General features: G+C 30.1%; 18 protein-coding genes. 16 read left to right on the forward strand and 2 right to left on the reverse strand.

Annotation, left to right across the window (positions count from 1 at the left end; all coding sequences use genetic code 11):
* The first annotated feature begins 85 nt into the window (after positions 1–85).
* The 3 genes from L1S49_RS12815 (at position 86) to L1S49_RS12825 (ending at position 2,805) form a co-directional block, all read left to right on the forward strand.
* On the forward strand, positions 86–1,042 hold the full coding sequence (locus tag L1S49_RS12815) for a YafY family protein (RefSeq protein ID WP_238905078.1): 957 nt from the start codon (positions 86–88) through the stop codon (positions 1,040–1,042).
* Positions 1,043–1,279: 237 nt separating this feature from the next.
* On the forward strand, positions 1,280–2,065 hold the full coding sequence (motA, locus tag L1S49_RS12820; protein ID WP_238905080.1) for a flagellar motor stator protein MotA: 786 nt from the start codon (positions 1,280–1,282) through the stop codon (positions 2,063–2,065).
* A 2-nt stretch (positions 2,066–2,067) separates the two neighbouring features.
* Positions 2,068–2,805 carry a flagellar motor protein MotB gene (locus L1S49_RS12825; RefSeq protein WP_238905082.1) on the forward strand — a complete coding sequence of 246 codons (738 nt, stop codon included), beginning with the start codon at positions 2,068–2,070 and terminating at the stop codon, positions 2,803–2,805.
* 49 nt (positions 2,806–2,854) lie between these two features.
* On the opposite strand, the gene L1S49_RS12830 is transcribed toward L1S49_RS12825, so the two are convergent.
* Entirely contained in the window at positions 2,855–3,382 is a 528-nt protein-coding gene (locus tag L1S49_RS12830; RefSeq protein WP_238905085.1) for a nitroreductase family protein, read from the reverse strand.
* 314 nt (positions 3,383–3,696) lie between these two features.
* Between L1S49_RS12830 and L1S49_RS12835 the strand changes: the two genes are divergently transcribed.
* From L1S49_RS12835 to L1S49_RS12895, 13 genes are all read left to right on the forward strand, one after another.
* Entirely contained in the window at positions 3,697–4,806 is a 1,110-nt protein-coding gene (locus L1S49_RS12835; protein ID WP_238905088.1) for an MFS transporter, read from the forward strand.
* Positions 4,807–4,998: 192 nt separating this feature from the next.
* The gene (locus tag L1S49_RS12840; RefSeq protein ID WP_238905090.1) at positions 4,999–5,817 is read left to right on the forward strand and encodes a Cof-type HAD-IIB family hydrolase; all 819 of its coding nucleotides are present in this window, start codon (positions 4,999–5,001) and stop codon (positions 5,815–5,817) included.
* A gap of 17 nt (positions 5,818–5,834) precedes the next feature.
* Positions 5,835–6,770: a hypothetical protein gene (locus L1S49_RS12845; protein WP_238905092.1), complete on the forward strand. Its 936-nt coding sequence runs from the start codon at positions 5,835–5,837 to the stop codon at positions 6,768–6,770.
* A gap of 30 nt (positions 6,771–6,800) precedes the next feature.
* Positions 6,801–7,142 (forward strand): hypothetical protein, encoded by a 342-nt coding sequence (locus tag L1S49_RS12850; RefSeq protein WP_238905094.1) that lies wholly within the window; start codon positions 6,801–6,803, stop codon positions 7,140–7,142.
* 147 nt (positions 7,143–7,289) lie between these two features.
* A complete protein-coding gene (locus tag L1S49_RS12855; protein WP_238905096.1) occupies positions 7,290–8,588 on the forward strand; it encodes a helix-turn-helix domain-containing protein in 1,299 nt (432 codons plus the stop codon).
* A 150-nt stretch (positions 8,589–8,738) separates the two neighbouring features.
* Positions 8,739–10,730 carry a transketolase gene (gene tkt / locus L1S49_RS12860; RefSeq protein WP_238905098.1) on the forward strand — a complete coding sequence of 664 codons (1,992 nt, stop codon included), beginning with the start codon at positions 8,739–8,741 and terminating at the stop codon, positions 10,728–10,730.
* A 117-nt stretch (positions 10,731–10,847) separates the two neighbouring features.
* Positions 10,848–11,639 carry a MerR family transcriptional regulator gene (locus tag L1S49_RS12865; RefSeq protein ID WP_238905099.1) on the forward strand — a complete coding sequence of 264 codons (792 nt, stop codon included), beginning with the start codon at positions 10,848–10,850 and terminating at the stop codon, positions 11,637–11,639.
* A gap of 1 nt (position 11,640) precedes the next feature.
* The gene (locus tag L1S49_RS12870; RefSeq protein ID WP_238905100.1) at positions 11,641–12,552 is read left to right on the forward strand and encodes an ABC transporter ATP-binding protein; all 912 of its coding nucleotides are present in this window, start codon (positions 11,641–11,643) and stop codon (positions 12,550–12,552) included.
* Between the two features lies 1 nt (position 12,553).
* The gene (locus tag L1S49_RS12875) at positions 12,554–13,273 is read left to right on the forward strand and encodes an ABC transporter permease (RefSeq protein WP_238905102.1); all 720 of its coding nucleotides are present in this window, start codon (positions 12,554–12,556) and stop codon (positions 13,271–13,273) included.
* Between the two features lie 301 nt (positions 13,274–13,574).
* Entirely contained in the window at positions 13,575–14,648 is a 1,074-nt protein-coding gene (locus L1S49_RS12880; protein WP_238905104.1) for an IS1 family transposase, read from the forward strand.
* Positions 14,649–14,973: 325 nt separating this feature from the next.
* Positions 14,974–15,474: a DUF6323 family protein gene (locus L1S49_RS12885; protein WP_238905108.1), complete on the forward strand. Its 501-nt coding sequence runs from the start codon at positions 14,974–14,976 to the stop codon at positions 15,472–15,474.
* A complete protein-coding gene (locus L1S49_RS12890; protein ID WP_238905110.1) occupies positions 15,455–16,804 on the forward strand; it encodes a DUF6179 domain-containing protein in 1,350 nt (449 codons plus the stop codon). The genes L1S49_RS12885 and L1S49_RS12890 overlap by 20 nt, the downstream gene beginning before the upstream one ends.
* 68 nt (positions 16,805–16,872) lie before the next feature.
* Positions 16,873–18,309: an ATP-binding protein gene (locus tag L1S49_RS12895; protein ID WP_238905112.1), complete on the forward strand. Its 1,437-nt coding sequence runs from the start codon at positions 16,873–16,875 to the stop codon at positions 18,307–18,309.
* Between the two features lie 79 nt (positions 18,310–18,388).
* On the opposite strand, the gene L1S49_RS12900 is transcribed toward L1S49_RS12895, so the two are convergent.
* On the reverse strand, positions 18,389–18,760 hold the full coding sequence (locus L1S49_RS12900; RefSeq protein WP_238905114.1) for a nucleotidyltransferase substrate binding protein: 372 nt from the start codon (positions 18,758–18,760) through the stop codon (positions 18,389–18,391).
* Positions 18,761–18,917: the final 157 nt, after the last annotated feature.

Consider the following 18,917-nt stretch of genomic DNA (forward strand, 5'->3'; position numbering starts at 1 on the left):
TCTGATATGATAAGTATAACAAGATATTGTTGACATCTTGTTGTCATGAATTTATAATTTACCTTAAAATATGAGGTGATGTACCATGAGATTACATAGACTGATTTCAATACTACTTTTAGTGGAAGCAAAGGGAAAAATAAAAGCTAAAGAACTTGCAGATAAGTTAGAAACATCAGTTAGAACCATATATAGAGATATTGATTCCCTATGTGAAGCTGGGATTCCATTAACAACGGATACTGGACCTAACGGAGGAATTCATTTTGTGGAAGGGTATACTGTTGGTATAAAGAATTTTGAGGCTTCTGAGCTTATAAACCTATATCTAAATGGTATGGGAATAAAACCAGATAAGCAAAGTGATATGGCAATGAAGGTTAATAATGCTCTTTTAAAAATAAAAAAAGTCCTAACACCTGAAATCAATAAAGATATAAACAATATTTCCAAAAGATTTTACGTTGATGATACTCCGTGGTGGGGAATTTTTAACAAGATAAACGTCCTTGATGTTCTCATGGAAGCTATATGGAAGCTTAAGAAAATTAACATTAGCTATGAAAACAAAAAAGGAGGTTCATCAAACAGAGATATAAGACCTTATGGAATAGTTGTAAAGCAGATGGACTGGTACATCATAGGTTATTGCGAAAAAAGTAATGAAATAAGAACTTTTAAATGTGATAGGATACTTGAATGTAGTCTTTTGGAAGAAGATTTTGTTTTACCAGGAAACTTTTCTTTAGAAGAGTATTGGAATAAAAGTAGTAAAGAGTTTGTAAAAAGCCGCTCTGAAGTTGAAAAATATCCAGTTGTTATTAAGATAAAAAAAATCAATGATGATGTTTTAAAGAACTTTGAAGTTTATAAAGTTGAAGAAGAGGGAGAGTATATAAAAGCTACCATAAATCTTTATAAATATGATTATGCCAAGGACTATATATTAGGACTTATAGGTTATGGAGAGGTGCTTTCACCTTTAGAACTAAGGGCTTATGCGAAAGAAGAATTAGAAAAACTTATCCAAAACTATAGATAGAGAAATTTTTGTCAACTGAAGTTAGGAATGGGATTAGTTTTATGTTGTATTTTTTAATTTGGTTATAACAATAGAACAAATAATGTACTATGGTTGAGCTATAAGGATATAATTAAGATTTTATAAGCATTTTTAGACAAAAATACATTAGATAAAGGATTTTTTGATTTAAAATAGGAATGTTATAATATAATTAGTTTAATTTTGTAAGTTATAATAGCAATTCAGGGGGATAATATGGATATATTTTTAATTATAGGTGTTATTACAGGACTTTTAGCAATAGTTGTAGGAATGATTGTAAAAGGAGCCGATGTTGCAGTATTATTAAATCCAGCGGCAGCAATAATAATTCTTGTTGGTACATTTGCAGCGGTAATGAACTCTTTTCCTAAAAAGGATTTTCTTAAAATACCTAAAATATTTGGAGCCTTATTTAGTGATAAACAAGGAGAAGATCCAATAGAAATAGTTAGTCAAATAGTTACCATGGCTCAGGCTACTAGAAAAAATGGATTATTATCCTTAGAACAAGAAATAGAAAAGATGGACAATAAGTTTTTGAAAAAAGGATTAGGAATGGTAGTTGATGGTATAGACCCTGACTACATAAAAGAAGTTTTGGAAATTGAAATTGATTCTTTAGAAGAAAGACATCGTGTAGGTGCTTCTGTTTTTACAACTGCGGGAGGTTCTGCACCAACACTTGGAGTTTTGGGAGCAGTTATTGGACTTATAGGTGCTCTTGCAAACTTAAATGATACAGAGAAGCTTGCCCATATGATTGCAGCAGCTTTCGTTGCAACACTTTATGGTATCTTCTTTGGATATGTTATTTTCCATCCATTTGCAACTAGACTTAAAAGAAAATCAGCTGATGAAGTTAAGAAAATGTACATAATACTTGAAGGAATTTTATCTATTCAATCAGGGGACAATCCTAAGAGCATTGAAACAAAGCTTTCTGGTATGCTTGAACCTAAGGATAGAGAGAGATACGAAAATCAAAATAAAGGAGAATAGGGATGGCTAAGAAAAAACATCATGAAGAAGACCACGTAGATGAAACATGGCTTATTCCTTATTCAGACATGCTAACACTTTTACTTGCTTTATTTATAGTTATGTTTGCTATGAGCAAGATAGATCAAGATAAATTAAAGAGTGTAAGCCAAGGGTTTAATTCAGTTCTTGGTGGTGGAAATGGAGTAATGGAAGGTAGCGGAGATAAGGTTTCTGTAGAAGAGGTGGTTACTAATGAAACCAAGGAAGAAAACCAAATGAATGATGTTAAGGCAATGATAGAAAAAGAAATATCCTCAAGTGGATATGGAGATAAGGTTAAGGTTGACCTCAATAGTGAAGGATTAAATATAATAATACAAGATGCTGTATTGTTTAATTCAGGAGATGCCTCTATACTTAAAGATGTGGAACCATTACTTAATCAAGTTGCAAAGTCTCTTAAGACACTTGATAATGAAATTGAGATTGTGGGTCATACTGATAATGTTCCTATAAAAAATAGTAAATATGATTCCAATTTAGACTTAAGCTCTTCACGTGCTATAAATGTACTTAATTATATGGTAGGTGTAGGTGGTTTAAACCCATCACATATGTCTACAAGAGCTTATGGAGAATATAAGCCTAAGTATGATAATTCAACTGAAGATGGAAGAACTAAAAATAGAAGAGTAGAGATTTTTGTAGTTCGTAATTATCCTGTAGATAATGATAAAAGTACAACTACTAAAAATTAATAAGAAATATTTAAATCCCTCAGAGAAAAAACTCAGAGGGATTTTTTTATTATTTGATTATATTAGTTTTTATATGATGTTTATTAGCTTTTTCTTCAAGAGGTTTAGTTGGATATCCTACTGCTAAAGCACAAACAGGAAGAAAACCTTCTGGTAAAGCTAGTTCTTTTAAAAGTTCTTCATTGGTGTTTACAGCCATTACAGCTCCCATTAAGTATACGCTTCCTAATCCTAAATCTGTACCAGCTAAACTCATATTTTCAACTATACATGATCCATTTGCAAGGCCAATACTTGGTGCTTTTTCATTAACTGTTGAGGATACAATAATTAATGTTGGAGCGCCATATAGTGGGTTAGCCTTTGGATTACCAAAAAGTGAAGCAGCAGCTTCAGTAACCTTAGCTAATAAATCTGGTTTTTGAACAACTGTTAAGTTAAGAGAGTCATAAGCCCCCATTCCAACTGGTGCAGCATATCCAGCAGTAAGTAGAGTTTGTAATTCATCTTCACTGATTTGTTCTGGTTTATAACTTCTAGTGGATTGACGAAGGGCAATTGCTTCAATAGTTTTCATAAATAAAATCTCCAATCAATATAATATATTTGCTCAAGTAAAAACTTGATATAGATTATTATAATCATGTGGATTTCTATAAACAAGTACTAGTATTTCTAATGGTAAGTATCCTAAAAGATACTATACAGATTTTAAGACTAATGTGATATTATAAATGTATAATAAAATGAAGAGGAGATAAGAGAATGTTTAGACCGATTTAATGTACCAAAGAATTACAATTGTTTTTTTAAGCCTTTTTATAAAAGGTCTTTTTGTCGTGTAATTTTGGAGGTGCGTTAAAATTGAATAAAAGGTTAAACATTTATCTTATGTACGGGATTATATTTTTGCAAGGGTTTGTTTTCTATGGACCTGTGGCTGTGCTTTACAGGGAAAATAGGAATTTGTCCTTGTCTAATATATTTTTAATAGAATCTATATCATGGATTTTAGTTATTATTTTTGAGATTCCTTGGGGCTGGTTTGCAGATAGGTTTGGTTACAAAAAGACCTTAATCATCTCAAATCTAGTCTATCTTTTAAGTAAAGTAGTTTTTTATAATGCCTATTCTTTTGAAATGTTTTTATTTGAAAGAGTACTTTTGGCTTTAGCCTTGTCTGGTGTTTCTGGATGTGATTCCGCACTTATTTATTCTTCCATAAAGGAAGAAGAGGGGGAAAAAGTATTTGGAAGATATAACGCTTCATCAACAGCAGGGTATTTAATTGCTTCACTTTTATCACCATTTCTTATAAGGAAATCTATTGATAGTACAGCTTTTTGGACCATGATACCTTATGGATTAGCATTTCTTTTAACTTTATTTATAAAAGATGTTGAAGTTAAACATGAAACTAAACCAAAGTTTAAAGAAAGTTTATCAAAAGCTTTAAAAAAGAAAAATATCATAATTTTAGTGGTTTCTGCCGCCTTAATAGGGGAAGTAGTTCAAGCGGTAAGTGTATTTTTAAATCAATCTCAGTACTTAAAAAGCGGAATTGATATTAAATACTTTGGGTTAATCGGAGTGATAGTTCAGCTTGTGAGATTGAGTTCTGCTAGAGGGTATAAGCTAAGCGAAAGACTCGGAAAAAATAAAAGCATTAAACTTTTATATATGCTTATAACAGCTGGTTGCGTGGTGCTTCTTTTTACATCTAACGGAATATTAACTGTTGGATCTATAATTTTAATATGCGGGAGTTATGCCATCCTATCACCACTAATATTGGATATTGAAAATAAAAATATAGATAATATTGATAGAGCCACCTTGTTATCCATATTTTCCATGTTTGGAGATTTAGTAGGAGCAGGTGGAAATGTATTTCTTGGAAAAGCAGCAGACATATCTATAGAAGCCGCCCTTGGGGTTTGTATTTTTATGTGTTTCTGTGGATATATATTGTTTATATTTAACCTTAAAAAATTGAATTAATACTTTTAAAATAAAGAAAGCTAATTTTTTAGCTTTCTTTATTTAATGTACATTAAATAGATGCAAATATACTTTGAATATACTAAAAATCTGTACAAGGATAGGGTATATTTCAAAAAAAGAAAAGAATTACTATGATTATGTGGTAAATTAGTAGTATAGAAGAAAGTAAAGTGTTTAAGGAGAATTTATATGTATAAAATGATAGTTAGTGATTTAGATGAAACTTTACTAAATGACAACCATGAAATTTGTGAAAGAAATAAGGAAGCTATAAAAAAGGCCACTGAAATGGGCGTAAAGTTTGTACCAGCTACAGGAAGAGGATATTGGGCTATCCAAAATGTATTAAGAGACTTAGATTTACTTCAAAAGAAAGATGAGTATGTTATTTCTTTTAATGGGTGTGCTTTAATTGAAAATTTTAGTAATGAAACTTTATTTTTTAATGGGCTTTCCTTTGAAAAGGCTGATGAATTATTTAAATATGGACTTGATAAAGATGTATGTATTCACATATATACCCCAGATACCGTTTATTTATATAACCTAAATGAAGATGAAAAAAATAGATTCATAAATCAAAATAACGAATTTGTTGAATTAAAGGAAGCCTCAATTGACTTCTTAAAGGATATTCCTATTGCTAAGATAATATATCAAAGTTTAGATATTCCATATCTTATGAGTATTGGTGAAGGGATGAAAGCTATAACAGATGGAGTTATAAGCGTAAGTTACTCTTCAAATAGATATTTAGAATTAAATAAGTATGGGGTTAATAAGGGGGATGCTCTTATTCATTTGGCAGAAATGGTAGGAGTCAAAATAGAAGAAACCATAGCTGTTGGAGATAATTACAATGACATGTCTATGCTTAAGGTTGCAGGGTTAAGTGTTGCTGCTGGAAATGCAGTAGATGGAGTGAAAGAAGCTTGTGATTATGTATGTAAAAATGACAATAACCAAGGGGTGTTAGCCGAGGTTATAGAGAAGTTTATACTTAAGTAAGTTAGGGAGGTATTTGAATGAATGAATTATTAGAATTAAAAAGAAAGATTTTACTTTTAGAAAGTAAAAAGGATAAATTAAAATATTATGAAGAAGATTATATAAAGCTTAAAGAAAAAGAGGGATTTCAAAAAGAGGCTTGGATTAAAGAACAAAGAGATGTTGAAAAATTGGAAAAAGGGTCTTCAGTTAGTTTTTTCTTAAAGCTATTTGGGAAGTTAGAAGATAAAATTGAAAAGGAAGAACTTGAAGCTTTGGATGCAAAACACAAATATGAGAGTACTCAATATGAGCTTAATAATGTAAAAGTGAGTATTTTAAATTTAAAAGATGAAATAAAAGATTATGATAAATTAGTAAAAGCATATGAAAATTTATGGGAGGAAAAAGAAAAGGAACTTTTAAATTCTTCTTCCTTGAAAAAGCAAGAATATCTAAATACTACAGAAAAGTTAGCTTCTCTTAAGGTGTTAGATAAAGAATTAAAGGAAGCTGTAAATGCAGGAGATTCTCTTATAGAAGTTCTTGAAGAAGCAAAAAAAGAATTTGAATCAGCTAAAGGCTGGGGAACTATGGATATGCTTGGGGGAGGATTTATGACCTCAATGATAAAACGTGGGCATATAGAAAACGCAAATAGAGTTTTAAATGAAGTGCAATATCTAGTAAAATCCTTCAAAAAGGAATTAAATGATGTAAATATATCCTTAGATATGAAATATGTATCTGGAGATTTTAGTGATATGACTGATATCTTTTTTGATAATTTCTTTTCAGATATCATGGTTCAAGATAAAATAAACACCGCTCTTAATAATGTTAATAGCACTTTAAGAGTGGTTGAAAGAAACACAAAAGAACTAAGAAAGTCTATTGAAGTAAATAATACAGAAATAGATTTATTAAATGATAGAATTAAAAGTATAGTTGAAGATTTTAAGGGTGATATTTAAACCGTACATTTAAGTTTGGGGTGTATAAAAGTGAAATATGTACATGTTATAAGAAGCATCATATATATTCTTTTGTTATTTGCTGTTGTCCAATTAGTTACAACTAAAAACTTTATGCCATGTAGTCTGACTAAAAATAATTCAATAAAAATAATCTTGGTTTTAGTTTCATTATTCTATTTACTTAGTGGACTTATTCTAATTAAAATAGATAGAAGCTATGAAAAAAAATTTGGATATATCTATGTTTTTTTATCTACCTGTATCATACTATCCATGTCTCTACTAAATGATGTTTCGGTAGTATTATTATTAGCAATTACATTAGTGGCATTAATAGAAGCTGTAATGAATAGAATCTACAAAGTTTAAAAGTAGGTTATCTCTAGATGATTTTTAAAATCATTTTATGAGATAGCCTACTTTTTTAGAAAAGCAGGAAATCAAATCAATAAAATATCTGTTATCATAATATTAGTAAATAAGCTTGCAAGTGACTTTTGCTTAAAGGAGGCCCATATGAACTATCTAGATATTCTTCAAGATAGTATTGATTATATTGAAGATAATTTGAAGTCTGAGATATCAGCAGAGGAATTATCTAAAAAAGCAGGATTTTCAATATTTCATTACTATCACTTATTTCAAAAGGGAATAGGTATACCTGTAAATCAGTATATCTTAAAAAGAAAACTTCATAGTGCAATATATGAAATAAGTTTGGGAGAGAAGAGTATAGATGTTGCATTAAGTTATGGATTTGATACTTATGCAGGATTTTTTAAAGCTTTTAAACGTGAGTATCGATGTTCTCCTAAGGAATATATGAAAAAATATAAGATTAACAAACCTTATAGAATCAATTTAAAGCAGGAGGAACATGTTATGATAACAGAAAAACAAATAAAAAAGATTTTATTAAATTGGGATTTAAGAGAAAATGCAGACATTAAAAATTTATATGGATTCAATGGAAGTAAACTTGAAAATGTTTGGGGTGTAGATGATAAGTTTATATTAAAAGCAAGCATAAATCTATCAGGATTAAAACAACATATCTTGATATTAAAGGACTTACATGAAGCTGGGTTTGATGGGCCTATACCAATAGAAACAACAAACAACAAGGAGTATGTGGAATACCAAAACATATATTTCATGTTATCAAGAAAAATTGAAGGAAGTTCTTTAACAAGCAAAGAAGTTTATGAGGATTTAAATAAAGCAAGATATCTAGGTGAAATAATAGGACAACTTCATTTTATATTAGAGAGGTATGACAAGGATTTAATATGTAATGAACCTGATATCAAAAATGTAACATCAGGGGCCCATGAAGATATCAAAAATCTCATGAACCTACCTATAGATTTCTATAAGAAATATGATGAGGAGTTTGGAAAACTATACCCTTATTTAAATAAGCACATCATTCATAGAGATCCTAATCCAAGTAATATAATTATGAGAGATGATAAACTAGTAAGCTTCATAGACTTTGAATTATCAGAGAGAAACTTAAGAATTTTTGATCCATGTTATGCAGCAACCTCAATATTATCAGAAACTTTCTCCGAAAAAACATCTAAAGAATTAGAAGTTTGGTTTATCATATTCAAAGAAATAATAGAAGGATATGATAGTGTGTGTAACTTAACCAAGGAAGAAAAACAAGCAATTCCTTATGTTATTTACTCAATTCAAATTGTCTGCATAGCTTATTTTAGTAAATTCAATAAATATAAAAACTTGGCTGATATTAATATAAAGATGTTAAAATGGTTATATGAAAATGAAGAGAAACTAATTATTAATTAAGAAAAATATCCCAAAATATTTATTTTCCATTACTTAGAGTATATAATTAAGTTAAGTACAGGAATACTAATGTTGAATAGTGAGACGTTTATGGATTCCTAGCTTAAAAATAAACAAAGGAATTTCAGAATGAAGAAGGAGGAATTGAAAATGTTCGATAATGTAGATCAATTAGCAGTAAATACGATACGTACTTTAAGTATGGATGCTATTCAAAAAGCAAATTCAGGTCATCCAGGATTACCAATGGGAGCAGCTCCTATGGCATATGCTCTTTGGAGCAAACATCTAAAGGTGAGTCCAAAATCTTCAAAGTGGGTAGATAGAGATCGCTTTATTTTATCAGCAGGACATGGATCAGCTATGCTTTATAGCTTGTTACATTTAGCTGGATTTGATGTAACTATAGAGGACTTAAAAGAATTTAGACAATGGGGAAGTAAAACGCCAGGACATCCAGAGGTGCATCATACTCATGGAGTTGAAGCTACTACAGGACCGCTTGGTCAAGGAATAGCTATGGCTGTAGGTTTTGCTATGGCAGAAGCTCATTTATCAGCAGTTTATAATAAACCTGAATATGAGGTAATAAATCATTACACATATGCTATTTGTGGTGATGGAGATTTGATGGAAGGTGTATCACAAGAAGCAACTAGTATGGCTGGACATATGAAGCTTGGAAAACTTATTTTGCTTTATGATTCAAATGATATATCTCTTGATGGGCCTACATCAAAGGCCTTTACAGAAAATGTTGGAAAACGCTTTGAAGCTCAAGGCTGGCAATATATACTTGTTAAAGATGGAAATGATTTAGCTGAAATATCTAAAGCTATAGAAGAAGCTAAGTTAGAAAAAGATAAACCTACTATAATAGAAGTGAAAACTGTAATAGGTTTTGGCGCACCTAATCAAGGTACATCAAAAGTTCATGGTGCACCACTTGGAGCAGAAGGGGTACTTCATGCTAAGAAGAGCTATGAATGGGCCCATCAAGATTTTGAGGTTCCAGAGGAAGTAGCTAAGAGATTTAAAGAAACTATTGTGGCTTCAGGAGAAAATGAAGTAGAGAAGTGGAAAAATCTATTTGATGGATATAAAAAAGCTTATCCAGAACTTGCAGCTCAGTTTGAAGAGGCATTTTCAGAAGAACTTCCTAAAGGATGGGATAAAGATTTACCAGTATTCGAAGAAGGTTCAAGTGCAGCTTCTCGTGTAACTAGTAATCAAACTATTCAAGCACTCGCAAAGAATATTTCTAACTTCTGGGGTGGTTCAGCAGATTTATCATCTTCTAATAATACTATGATAGCTGGACAAAAAGATTTTGAACCAGGTCAATATGAGGGCCGTAATATATGGTTTGGAGTTAGAGAATTTGCCATGGCAGCAGTTATGAATGGGATTGCGTTACATGGTGGAACAAGAGTTTATGGAGGTACATTCTTTGTATTTGTAGATTATATAAAGGCAGCTATTAGACTAGCAGCGCTACAAAATCTTCCTGTAACTTATGTGTTAACTCATGACTCAATTGCAGTTGGAGAAGATGGACCTACTCATGAACCTATAGAACAATTATCAAGTTTACGTGGATTACCAAACCTAAATATAATTCGTCCAGCAGATGGTAATGAAGTAGTTGAGGCTTGGAAACTTGCAATAACATCAAAAGATCATCCAACATTATTGGTACTTACTCGTCAAAACTTACCAGTAATTCATGGAACAAAGGAATTAGCTCCTGAAAACCTTAAAAAGGGTGCATATGTACTATCACCTCAAAAAGGAGCAAAACCTGAAGGGATATTAATAGCAACTGGATCAGAAGTTAACCTAGCAATAAATGCTCAAAAAGCTTTATTAGAACAAGGTAAAGATGTTTCTGTAGTATCTATGCCTAGTATGGATTTATTTGAAAAGCAAGATAAAGACTATAAAGAATCTGTACTGCCTAATGATGTTCGCAAACGTCTAGCTATAGAGATGGGAGCAAGCTTTGGTTGGGAAAGATATGTAGGACTTGATGGAGCAACACTTGCTATTGACCATTTTGGAGCAAGTGCACCAGGTCCAAAGGTAATAGAAGAGTTTGGTTACACTGTAGAAAATGTAGTTAAAAAGTATTTAGAATTATAATTTTTAGAAGGATGTTGTGTAAAGCAACATCCTTTTATTTTTTGCCTAAATTATGAAAAAAACTCTTGCTCATGACGTAACGTCGTATATTATAATTAATTTAAGGGGTGGTAGAAAATGGAGAATATCAAAATGATGACTGTTGGAGAACTTGCAAAGGAAGCTAATGTTTCTGTGAGAACTCTTCAGTATTACGATAAAATAGATATTTTAAAGCCTTCAAGCTTTAGTGAAGGGGGGAGAAGGTTATACAACAGTAAGGATATGGCTGTACTTCATCAGATAATTACCTTAAAATCTTTAGGATTTTCCTTAAATTATATAAAGGACAGAATAATGCCTGTTAATAAGCCAAGTGATGCTACTAAAATACTAAATACTCAAGCAGAAATAATTAGGGAAAAGATAGCTAAGCTTCAGAAATTAGAAGAGTCTATAAACATGTTAAGTGATGAAATAAAAGAAACCAATAATATTGATTGGTCTAAATATGCTAAGATGATGAATCTAGTAAATGAAAATAATGAGTTTTATTGGGTGGTTAAACATTTAGATGAAAATACGCTAAATACTTTGGCTGAGGGTTATGAAAATAATAAAGCTGATACTTCTATAGATTGGTGGAGATCAGGTTGTGAAAAGGCTATTGAACTTGAAAGTAAAGGGATGTCTCCAGAAAGTTTTGAAGGACAGGAATTTGCAAAGGAGTGGTGGGGAAACATAATTAAGTTTACCAGTGGTGATAGTCAGGTGTTTGGAAAGCTCATGGATTTTAGAGAAGATGTAGATAACTGGCCAGAAGATTTTAAGTTGCTTTATAAAAAAGCAGATAATTATATTAATAAAGCCTTAGGAACTTATATTATAAAAAACAATGTAAAAATTCCAAAAGGAATAGGAGGGGAGTAAGATGTGTGTAGCCTTAAAGGTTAACAATTTAAAGAAAAGCTATGGAAATTTTGAAGTTTTGAAGGGGATTGATTTTGAAGTAAATAAGGGGGAGATATTTGGTATACTTGGACCTAATGGAGCAGGAAAAACAACAACATTAGAGTGCATTGAGGGAATAAAGTCTTTTGATAGTGGGGTTATTGAGGTTTTTGGGAAGGACATAAGGAAAGATAGTTCTGGTGAGAATCTAATAGGAGTTCAACTACAATCCACTTCACTACAAGAAGATATAACCGTACTAGAAGCTATGAAGTTTTTTTGTAAGTGGAGGAAGTTAGAAACTAGAGTTGATCTTTTAGATAAGTTCGGGCTTAAAGAACAGTATAAAAAACGTTATAGAAACCTATCTACTGGTCAAAAAAGAAGACTTCATTTGGCTTTGGCGATAGCTAATAATCCAAAACTTTTAATATTAGATGAACCTACAGCAGGACTAGATGTTGAAGGAAGAGTAGCTCTTCATGAAGAGATAAGAAAGCTTAAGGATGAAGGCGTAACTATAATATTAGCAAGTCATGATATGGCTGAGGTTGAAGCCTTATGTGATAGGCTTGTGATAATAGTTAAAGGTGAAGTTAGAGCCTTGGGCAATTCTAGAGATATAGTAACAGAAGGAAAAAAAGAAAAGAAGATTGCAGTTAGCACCATAAATAATTCACTTCTAAAGTATACCAGATTAAAAAATTCTAGCATTGTAGATAAAACAAAAGATAGCGTAACTTTATTATCAGAAAATTTAACTGAAGCAATTTCGGAAGTTGTAGATATTGTTAAAGAAGAAAAAGATTTTCTAGTAGATTTAAAGGTTGAAAGTTTATCTTTAGAAGAACGGTTTATAGAACTCATAAATACAAAGAAAGAGGTGGTTTAATATGAGTGAGATATTATATAGTGTTTGGCTACAGTGTAAGTTAGATATTAGAAATAAAAATGTTCTGATTGTATATTATATTTTGCCCCTAATATTCTTTTTAGTTATGGGTTCAGTGTTTACTACAATAGATCCAAATGCTAAAAGTAGAATAATACAATCGATGAGTATAGTAGCAATTTCGATGGCGGCTTATCTTGGGACACCAGTACCAATAGTAGAAATATTCTCATCAGATATCAAGAAAACTTATAAGGTAGGAAACATTCCTTTATGGGTAATATTATTAACATCCTTTCTATCCGCATTAGTTCATATACTAATAGTTTCAGCAATAATCTTTATAATTTCCCCTATAATTTTTAAAGCTGATATACCAAGTAATATATTAATGTATTTTTTGTTTTTGATCTTAGTTATCTCAGTTAGTTCTATAATAGGAATTTTAATAGGGCTAATATCAAAAAGTAATACTGTTATGACCATGTTTTCGCAATTTATATTTCTTCCATCAATGATTTTAAGTGGAACTATGTTTCCAAGAGAAATGCTTCCAAGTGTTATAGGAAAGGTTTCAAATATACTTCCTGCAACTCATGGAATGAATATTTTAACTTCGCTAGGTGATGTGAATCTTAAATTAATATCCCCACTATTTTTAATAGGAATAATAGCATTAGGAGCTTTAGCTATTGTTTATAGGAAAATACAGATAGATTAAGCCTTTAGAAATAATGCCGTCATGTCGATTTTTGACTGAGACCTTTTGGAGAACTATCCAAACCCCATACAACATTGTTGGAATAAAAAGTTGCTCTGCTATTCTGTAGTACACTACGAAGTGGATACATTAAGATCCTTTTCTCTGCTATTCTGTAGTATATAACTAAGTGGTTGCAACAAAGTCTCCAGCTAGATTAAAATGTTTTAAAAGATAATTATAAGAAAAAAGAAAATTAATGATTTAAAATAAACTTAAAAGGTAATAATTCAAAGGATTAATTTTTTAGGAGATGAATCCTTTGAACTATGATAACATTGCAAATTTAATTATAGAAAATAAACCTAAGGAAATAGATGAAAAAGATTTATTTTTAAAAGAGTATGTTAAGAGTGTAGGAGAACTGTTTAAACCCAATAATCATAATTCGTGTCCTATATGTAAAAGTGCAGATAATGTGATTAAATATGGTAAAAGCAATAGAGGAATACAAAGATATAGATGCAAAAAGTGTAGAAAAGTTTTTTCTGACATAACAGGATCACCTTTAAGTTACAGCAAAAAACCTATTGATTTATGGATTAAATATATGTTTTTTATAGAGGAAAGGGCAACTCTTAGACAGATAGCTAAATCTTTAAAAATAGATTTAAAAACAGCTTTTCATTGGAGGCATAAAATATTAAGCGCTGCAGGAACTAAGATAATGAATAAAAAACTCCTTAATATAGAAGTGGATGAGGTTAAAATCAAGGAAAGTTTTAAGGGAAATCATACTTTTAATAAGAACTTTCTATTTAGAAGGATAGATAAAGAAGAATATATGCTAAAAGGACAAAGGCTTAAAAGAAAAAATATTATAATCTTAAATTGTAAAGATAAATATGATAATAAATTCATAAAGCCATCTAGCAAATCAACTATTAATAGAGAGATATTAAATAAAATTTTAAAACCAATAATTAATGAGACAAGCGATTATATATCATCTCCAAGGAATTGGGCCTATTTTTATTTTGCAAAAGACAATAATATTAAAGCTAAAATAGATGGATCAATGGGTTTTAATTTAAAATATTTTAAAAAGATTGTTATTTTAAATAAAGATGGTAAGCATAATTTGAAAATTAGGAAAAGAGGGAGAGAGTTCAAACAGTTTCTGAAGGACTTTCATAACGTAGCGAGCAAATATTTAAGTTTTTATATAAATTGGTTTGTTCTAGTTTTAGAGGAATCTAATAAGTGTTTTGTATTATTCAAAAATTTTATCACAGGTAAGAAGCAAATGAAGGTATCGGATTTTGGCAATGTAAATTATAAGGGTGAAATTTTAAGGAATGAAAATATCCATAAAGAGAGTGCTTGTGGGATTTAATAGGAGTCCTAATACTGCCAACTTTTATTTCCAACAATGTTGTAAGAAGTTTAGGTAAGTGTATAAGATAAAGCAGACATAAAGCGACAAATTTAGAAAGAGAAGCAATGGTTATAGAAACTTTATTTCTAATTAGAAAAGACTGCGCAATAAGATTTTTAATCTTTATTGAAGCAGTCTTTTTGAACGAAAAAAACCATTGACTATAGATATAGCCAGTGGTAAAATTATTACTTGAAACAATGAAATGTATATGTAGTTTAATAATAACATATTTAAAACAAAAAGTCAATAGTAAAATATAAGATTTTAGGAGAGGATTTTTATGGAAGAAAATAAACTTATGAAAATTTCTGATTCTGTAATAACTAAACAGACTTTTATGGAGATTAAAGCCTTTAATGAAGAAACCCTAGAATACGGATTAAAACTTTCTGATGAGGACATAAAAACAATATTAAGAACAAGAAGTGAGTCTTTAAGGAATAATGGTAGAGTTGAGTTTGGTGGAGCAATAATTAAAAATATCATAGAAGTATTTTGTAATTCACCATACATTTCTCAATATAACTATTTAGAGACGTTAGATGAACTTATAGAAATTTTTTATTATTACAAAAACGAAACTTTAGATTTTGTAGGTGATGATGAATTAATAGAAATCATGAAAAGTTATTTTGACAATGAGTGTCAAGGTTCGCTAGAACAGCTAAGAGATAAGTATTTAGATTCCATAGCCCACAATATTAAATATGGAGTAAAAGATTACTTGAAGATTGATGATAAAGAGGAGGACCAAGAGGAAGATGAACAACAAGATTATTAATAAAGAAGATCTACTTGAAAATCAATTAAATGATGAGCATTATCTTCAATCTCTGCTACAAGTTTTGCACTTAAACAGATTTTTAAACATAGAAGAGGTAGAGAATATCCAACTCCAGATTTTAAATATTTTAACTGAAACCCTAGGTTATTACACTAGAAATGAAAGTTCATCAGTAAGAGTTGAGGTTGCAGATAAAATCATGTTATCTATTTATTACACAATAGGCCTATCACTAAAAAAAGAGGCCCATGTTAATGCTAAGCTAAGAGCCATGAAACAAGTTGAAATCAAGAAACTATTTAAAGATGGAGAAGAGATAATCAAAGAAAAAGTAAAAGAATGTGAAAATCTATTAAAACAGGTACATGAAACAAGGCTTGAAACTATAAATTATGCCTATGTAGATACTTTGGAGTATGGAATTCCGTTGTTTTTTAAGGAGTATGATGTTAGGTTTGGGGCCCATGAAACTCAAGGATCGATAGATTACCCTCTTGGATATGATGAAATGAAACTTGTTGGAGTTGAGTATATAGAAGATTACTTAAAGAAAATTGATATGGAAAATAAGTTTTGTTCTTATTTTAAACAAGAAGATATAGAAGCTTTACTAAAAGGGTTTAATGTTCAATCACATCATCTGCTTATCAATATCTTCACCCTTGTACTCACGAATTCACTCGGGTGTTCATTAGCTGGAAAAGAAATAACAAAATTAGATATCAGCGAAGGTGATAGAGCATATCTAAAGGATAAATTAGAAACATCTGATGATTTTAATAAAAGTATTTATGATGGAACAGAAAAGATAATCAAGAGTTTATCCATTAAAAATCAAAACATGATTGAATATATAAAAATAGTTGTAGAAAAACTCATACCATATATAAAAATCAGTCTAGAGAATGATAGGTTAGAAATGATATTTCTTAGTTTAGATAAATCATCTGAAGACATCATTGAATATGAAGATGGGGAAAGCCTAGATAACAGTATATTCAAAGAAATAACAGAAGAAATCAGAGATTGTGAAGATGTGAAAGAAAAAATAGAGATAATCAGAGAAGAATTTCATAGCCTAAAGGATTTGGTTGATGTATTAGGTGCTGATTGTATTTTTGAAGACGAGTTTATAGAATTATTCAAGGTATTAGATGATTTTGAAATAGCTTTACTTTTAAAAGAAATATCTAATGAGTATGATGAATATGATTATGGTACAGAAAGTGAAAAAGAGTGGCATGAAAAGCTACATCAATATCTGGATATTATTGATCCAAAAAGAAAAGAAGAAATAATGAAGTTATCTAAAGGGGTTAATGTCTAATAAGGTGGATTCATTTCTAGAGTTTTTTCATATAATACATGGAACTTTTAAATAGGGAGCTGATATGTATGAAGAAATATGAAAGCCTTGAGGCTGCAGTTAAGGCTAGTGAAAATGATGAATTAGAAGATACATTTTTAGTTGATGTCAATCTCAGTGAAGAAACAACAAACACAATATTAGAAATAATAAAGGTTCATAAAGAGCCTGATATTGGTATGAGCAGTGTATTAAATGATGCTATATGTAGCTACTATGATAATGAAATCAATAAGAAGAAAACTAATAAAAATAAAAAAGATAAGCAAGCTAAGAAAGTCAAAAAAATAGATCCTATAAATATTGATACTGATGAGGAAGAAGAGTATGAAGTGGGTGGAACTTGGCTTGATGGTGAGGTTGAATCTGGTGGAAGACTTGTAAGAGAGTATTTCTTTGATGGGTTAACAGAAAGTAATGTAGAAAAGAAAAAAGATAGTATAGAAGCTTCAAAGGAGAATAAAGATAATCCCTTTGATGATGAAGTAAACTTAAATGCAAAATTTGAAGATATGAGACTGTCTTTAATTAAGGAATATCTTTATGATACAGGAAATGAACTATATGATGAGACATCAAAACTTTCAAAAAAAGAGTTATTAAAAAAGCTTGATATGATTGATGATGAACTAAGACCTAAGAACATAGGCCTTTTGATGTTTTCTGATAGTCCAGAAAAATTCATTCCAGGTTGTCAACTTGAATTAGTTCATTTTCTTGGAACAACTTGTGATGACTTCATAGAAAAGACTTTTCATGGGACTATTCATGAGCAAATAAAAGCAGTTTTGATCTATATAGAGAACACCATTATTAAATCAAAAAATATAGATGGTGAGATGTTTTTTAACTATCCATTAAAGGCTATAAAAGAAGCTATAATAAATGCTTTTTACCATAGAGATTACTCACAAAATACCCCCATAGAAGTGAGAATAGATAAGGAAAAGATTGTAGTTGTAAGTTATCCTGGTCCAGATAAGTTTATAGCAAAGGAAGATATAGATAAAGGTGAAGTTACAGCTAGAATTTATAGAAATAGAAGAATAGGTGAATATTTAGAAAGTTTGGGACTTGCAAATGGAAATGCTGTTGGATTAGCCAGAATAATAAAAGCCATGAAAGATAACAATTCACCAGAGCCTGTATTTGAAACTGATGATAGTAGAGCTTATTTTACAGTTAAGTTATATGAAAATACTTGTTACTTTGATGATGAATATCAAGACTTATACGTTGATGAAAAAGAACAAAAAGATATTTCTATAAGTGCAATTGAAGACCAGATATTAGAACTTTTATCTGATGGGCCTTTATCAAAAAAAGAAATATCAGAATATCTAGGATATGAAAATGTACCAGGAAATATAAAAAGATCACTATGTAAGTTGTTAGAAAAGAAGCTTATAACTTATACGATACCAGAGAATATAAGAAGTAAGGGGCAGAAGTATAGGATTTTATAGCTGGATATTAATAATTAATTATTGAAAGTTAAAAGTGAAGGTTAAACTCAATAAATCTGAGCTGCCTTCACTTTAAGTACTATAATAAATTTCCTAAGTTTTCTACCAATTCTTCAATAGCGGATACATATTTAGTAACTATTCTATCTGCGATTTCATCAGCCATGTTTTCGTTATAAATATGAGAAGTTAAATTCCTATCTTCCAATAAGTTAATCCAAACTTTATCATCAGAAATCAAGTTGTTTACGAAAGCCTTTTTAAATATAGTACGAGGAAATGAGTTTTCTAACGTTACACCTAAGTATTTCATGAATTCTTTTAGGGTTTTATGAGTAAGTTCATAGGTGAATTCAAATCTTTGTATTAAACTATCTCTTATAATATCATTTTTCCCATCATAGATATCACTTACTTCTTTTAACCTAGAATAGGCCTTTTTTAAATTCATAAATTTAAAATCAACACTTCTCATATATAATAATCCCTTCTTTGTTAACTTGCTCAATAAAAAAATTATCCTTTACTGTACGCACAATGTCGTCAACTTAAGGAAATATGAAAAATTAATAAAAAAACACTTGACAATAGGTAAGAAAAATGAAGCC

The organism is Clostridium sp. YIM B02506 (genome assembly GCF_022324845.1).
Taxonomy (GTDB): Bacteria; Bacillota; Clostridia; order Clostridiales; family Clostridiaceae; genus Clostridium_T; species Clostridium_T intestinale.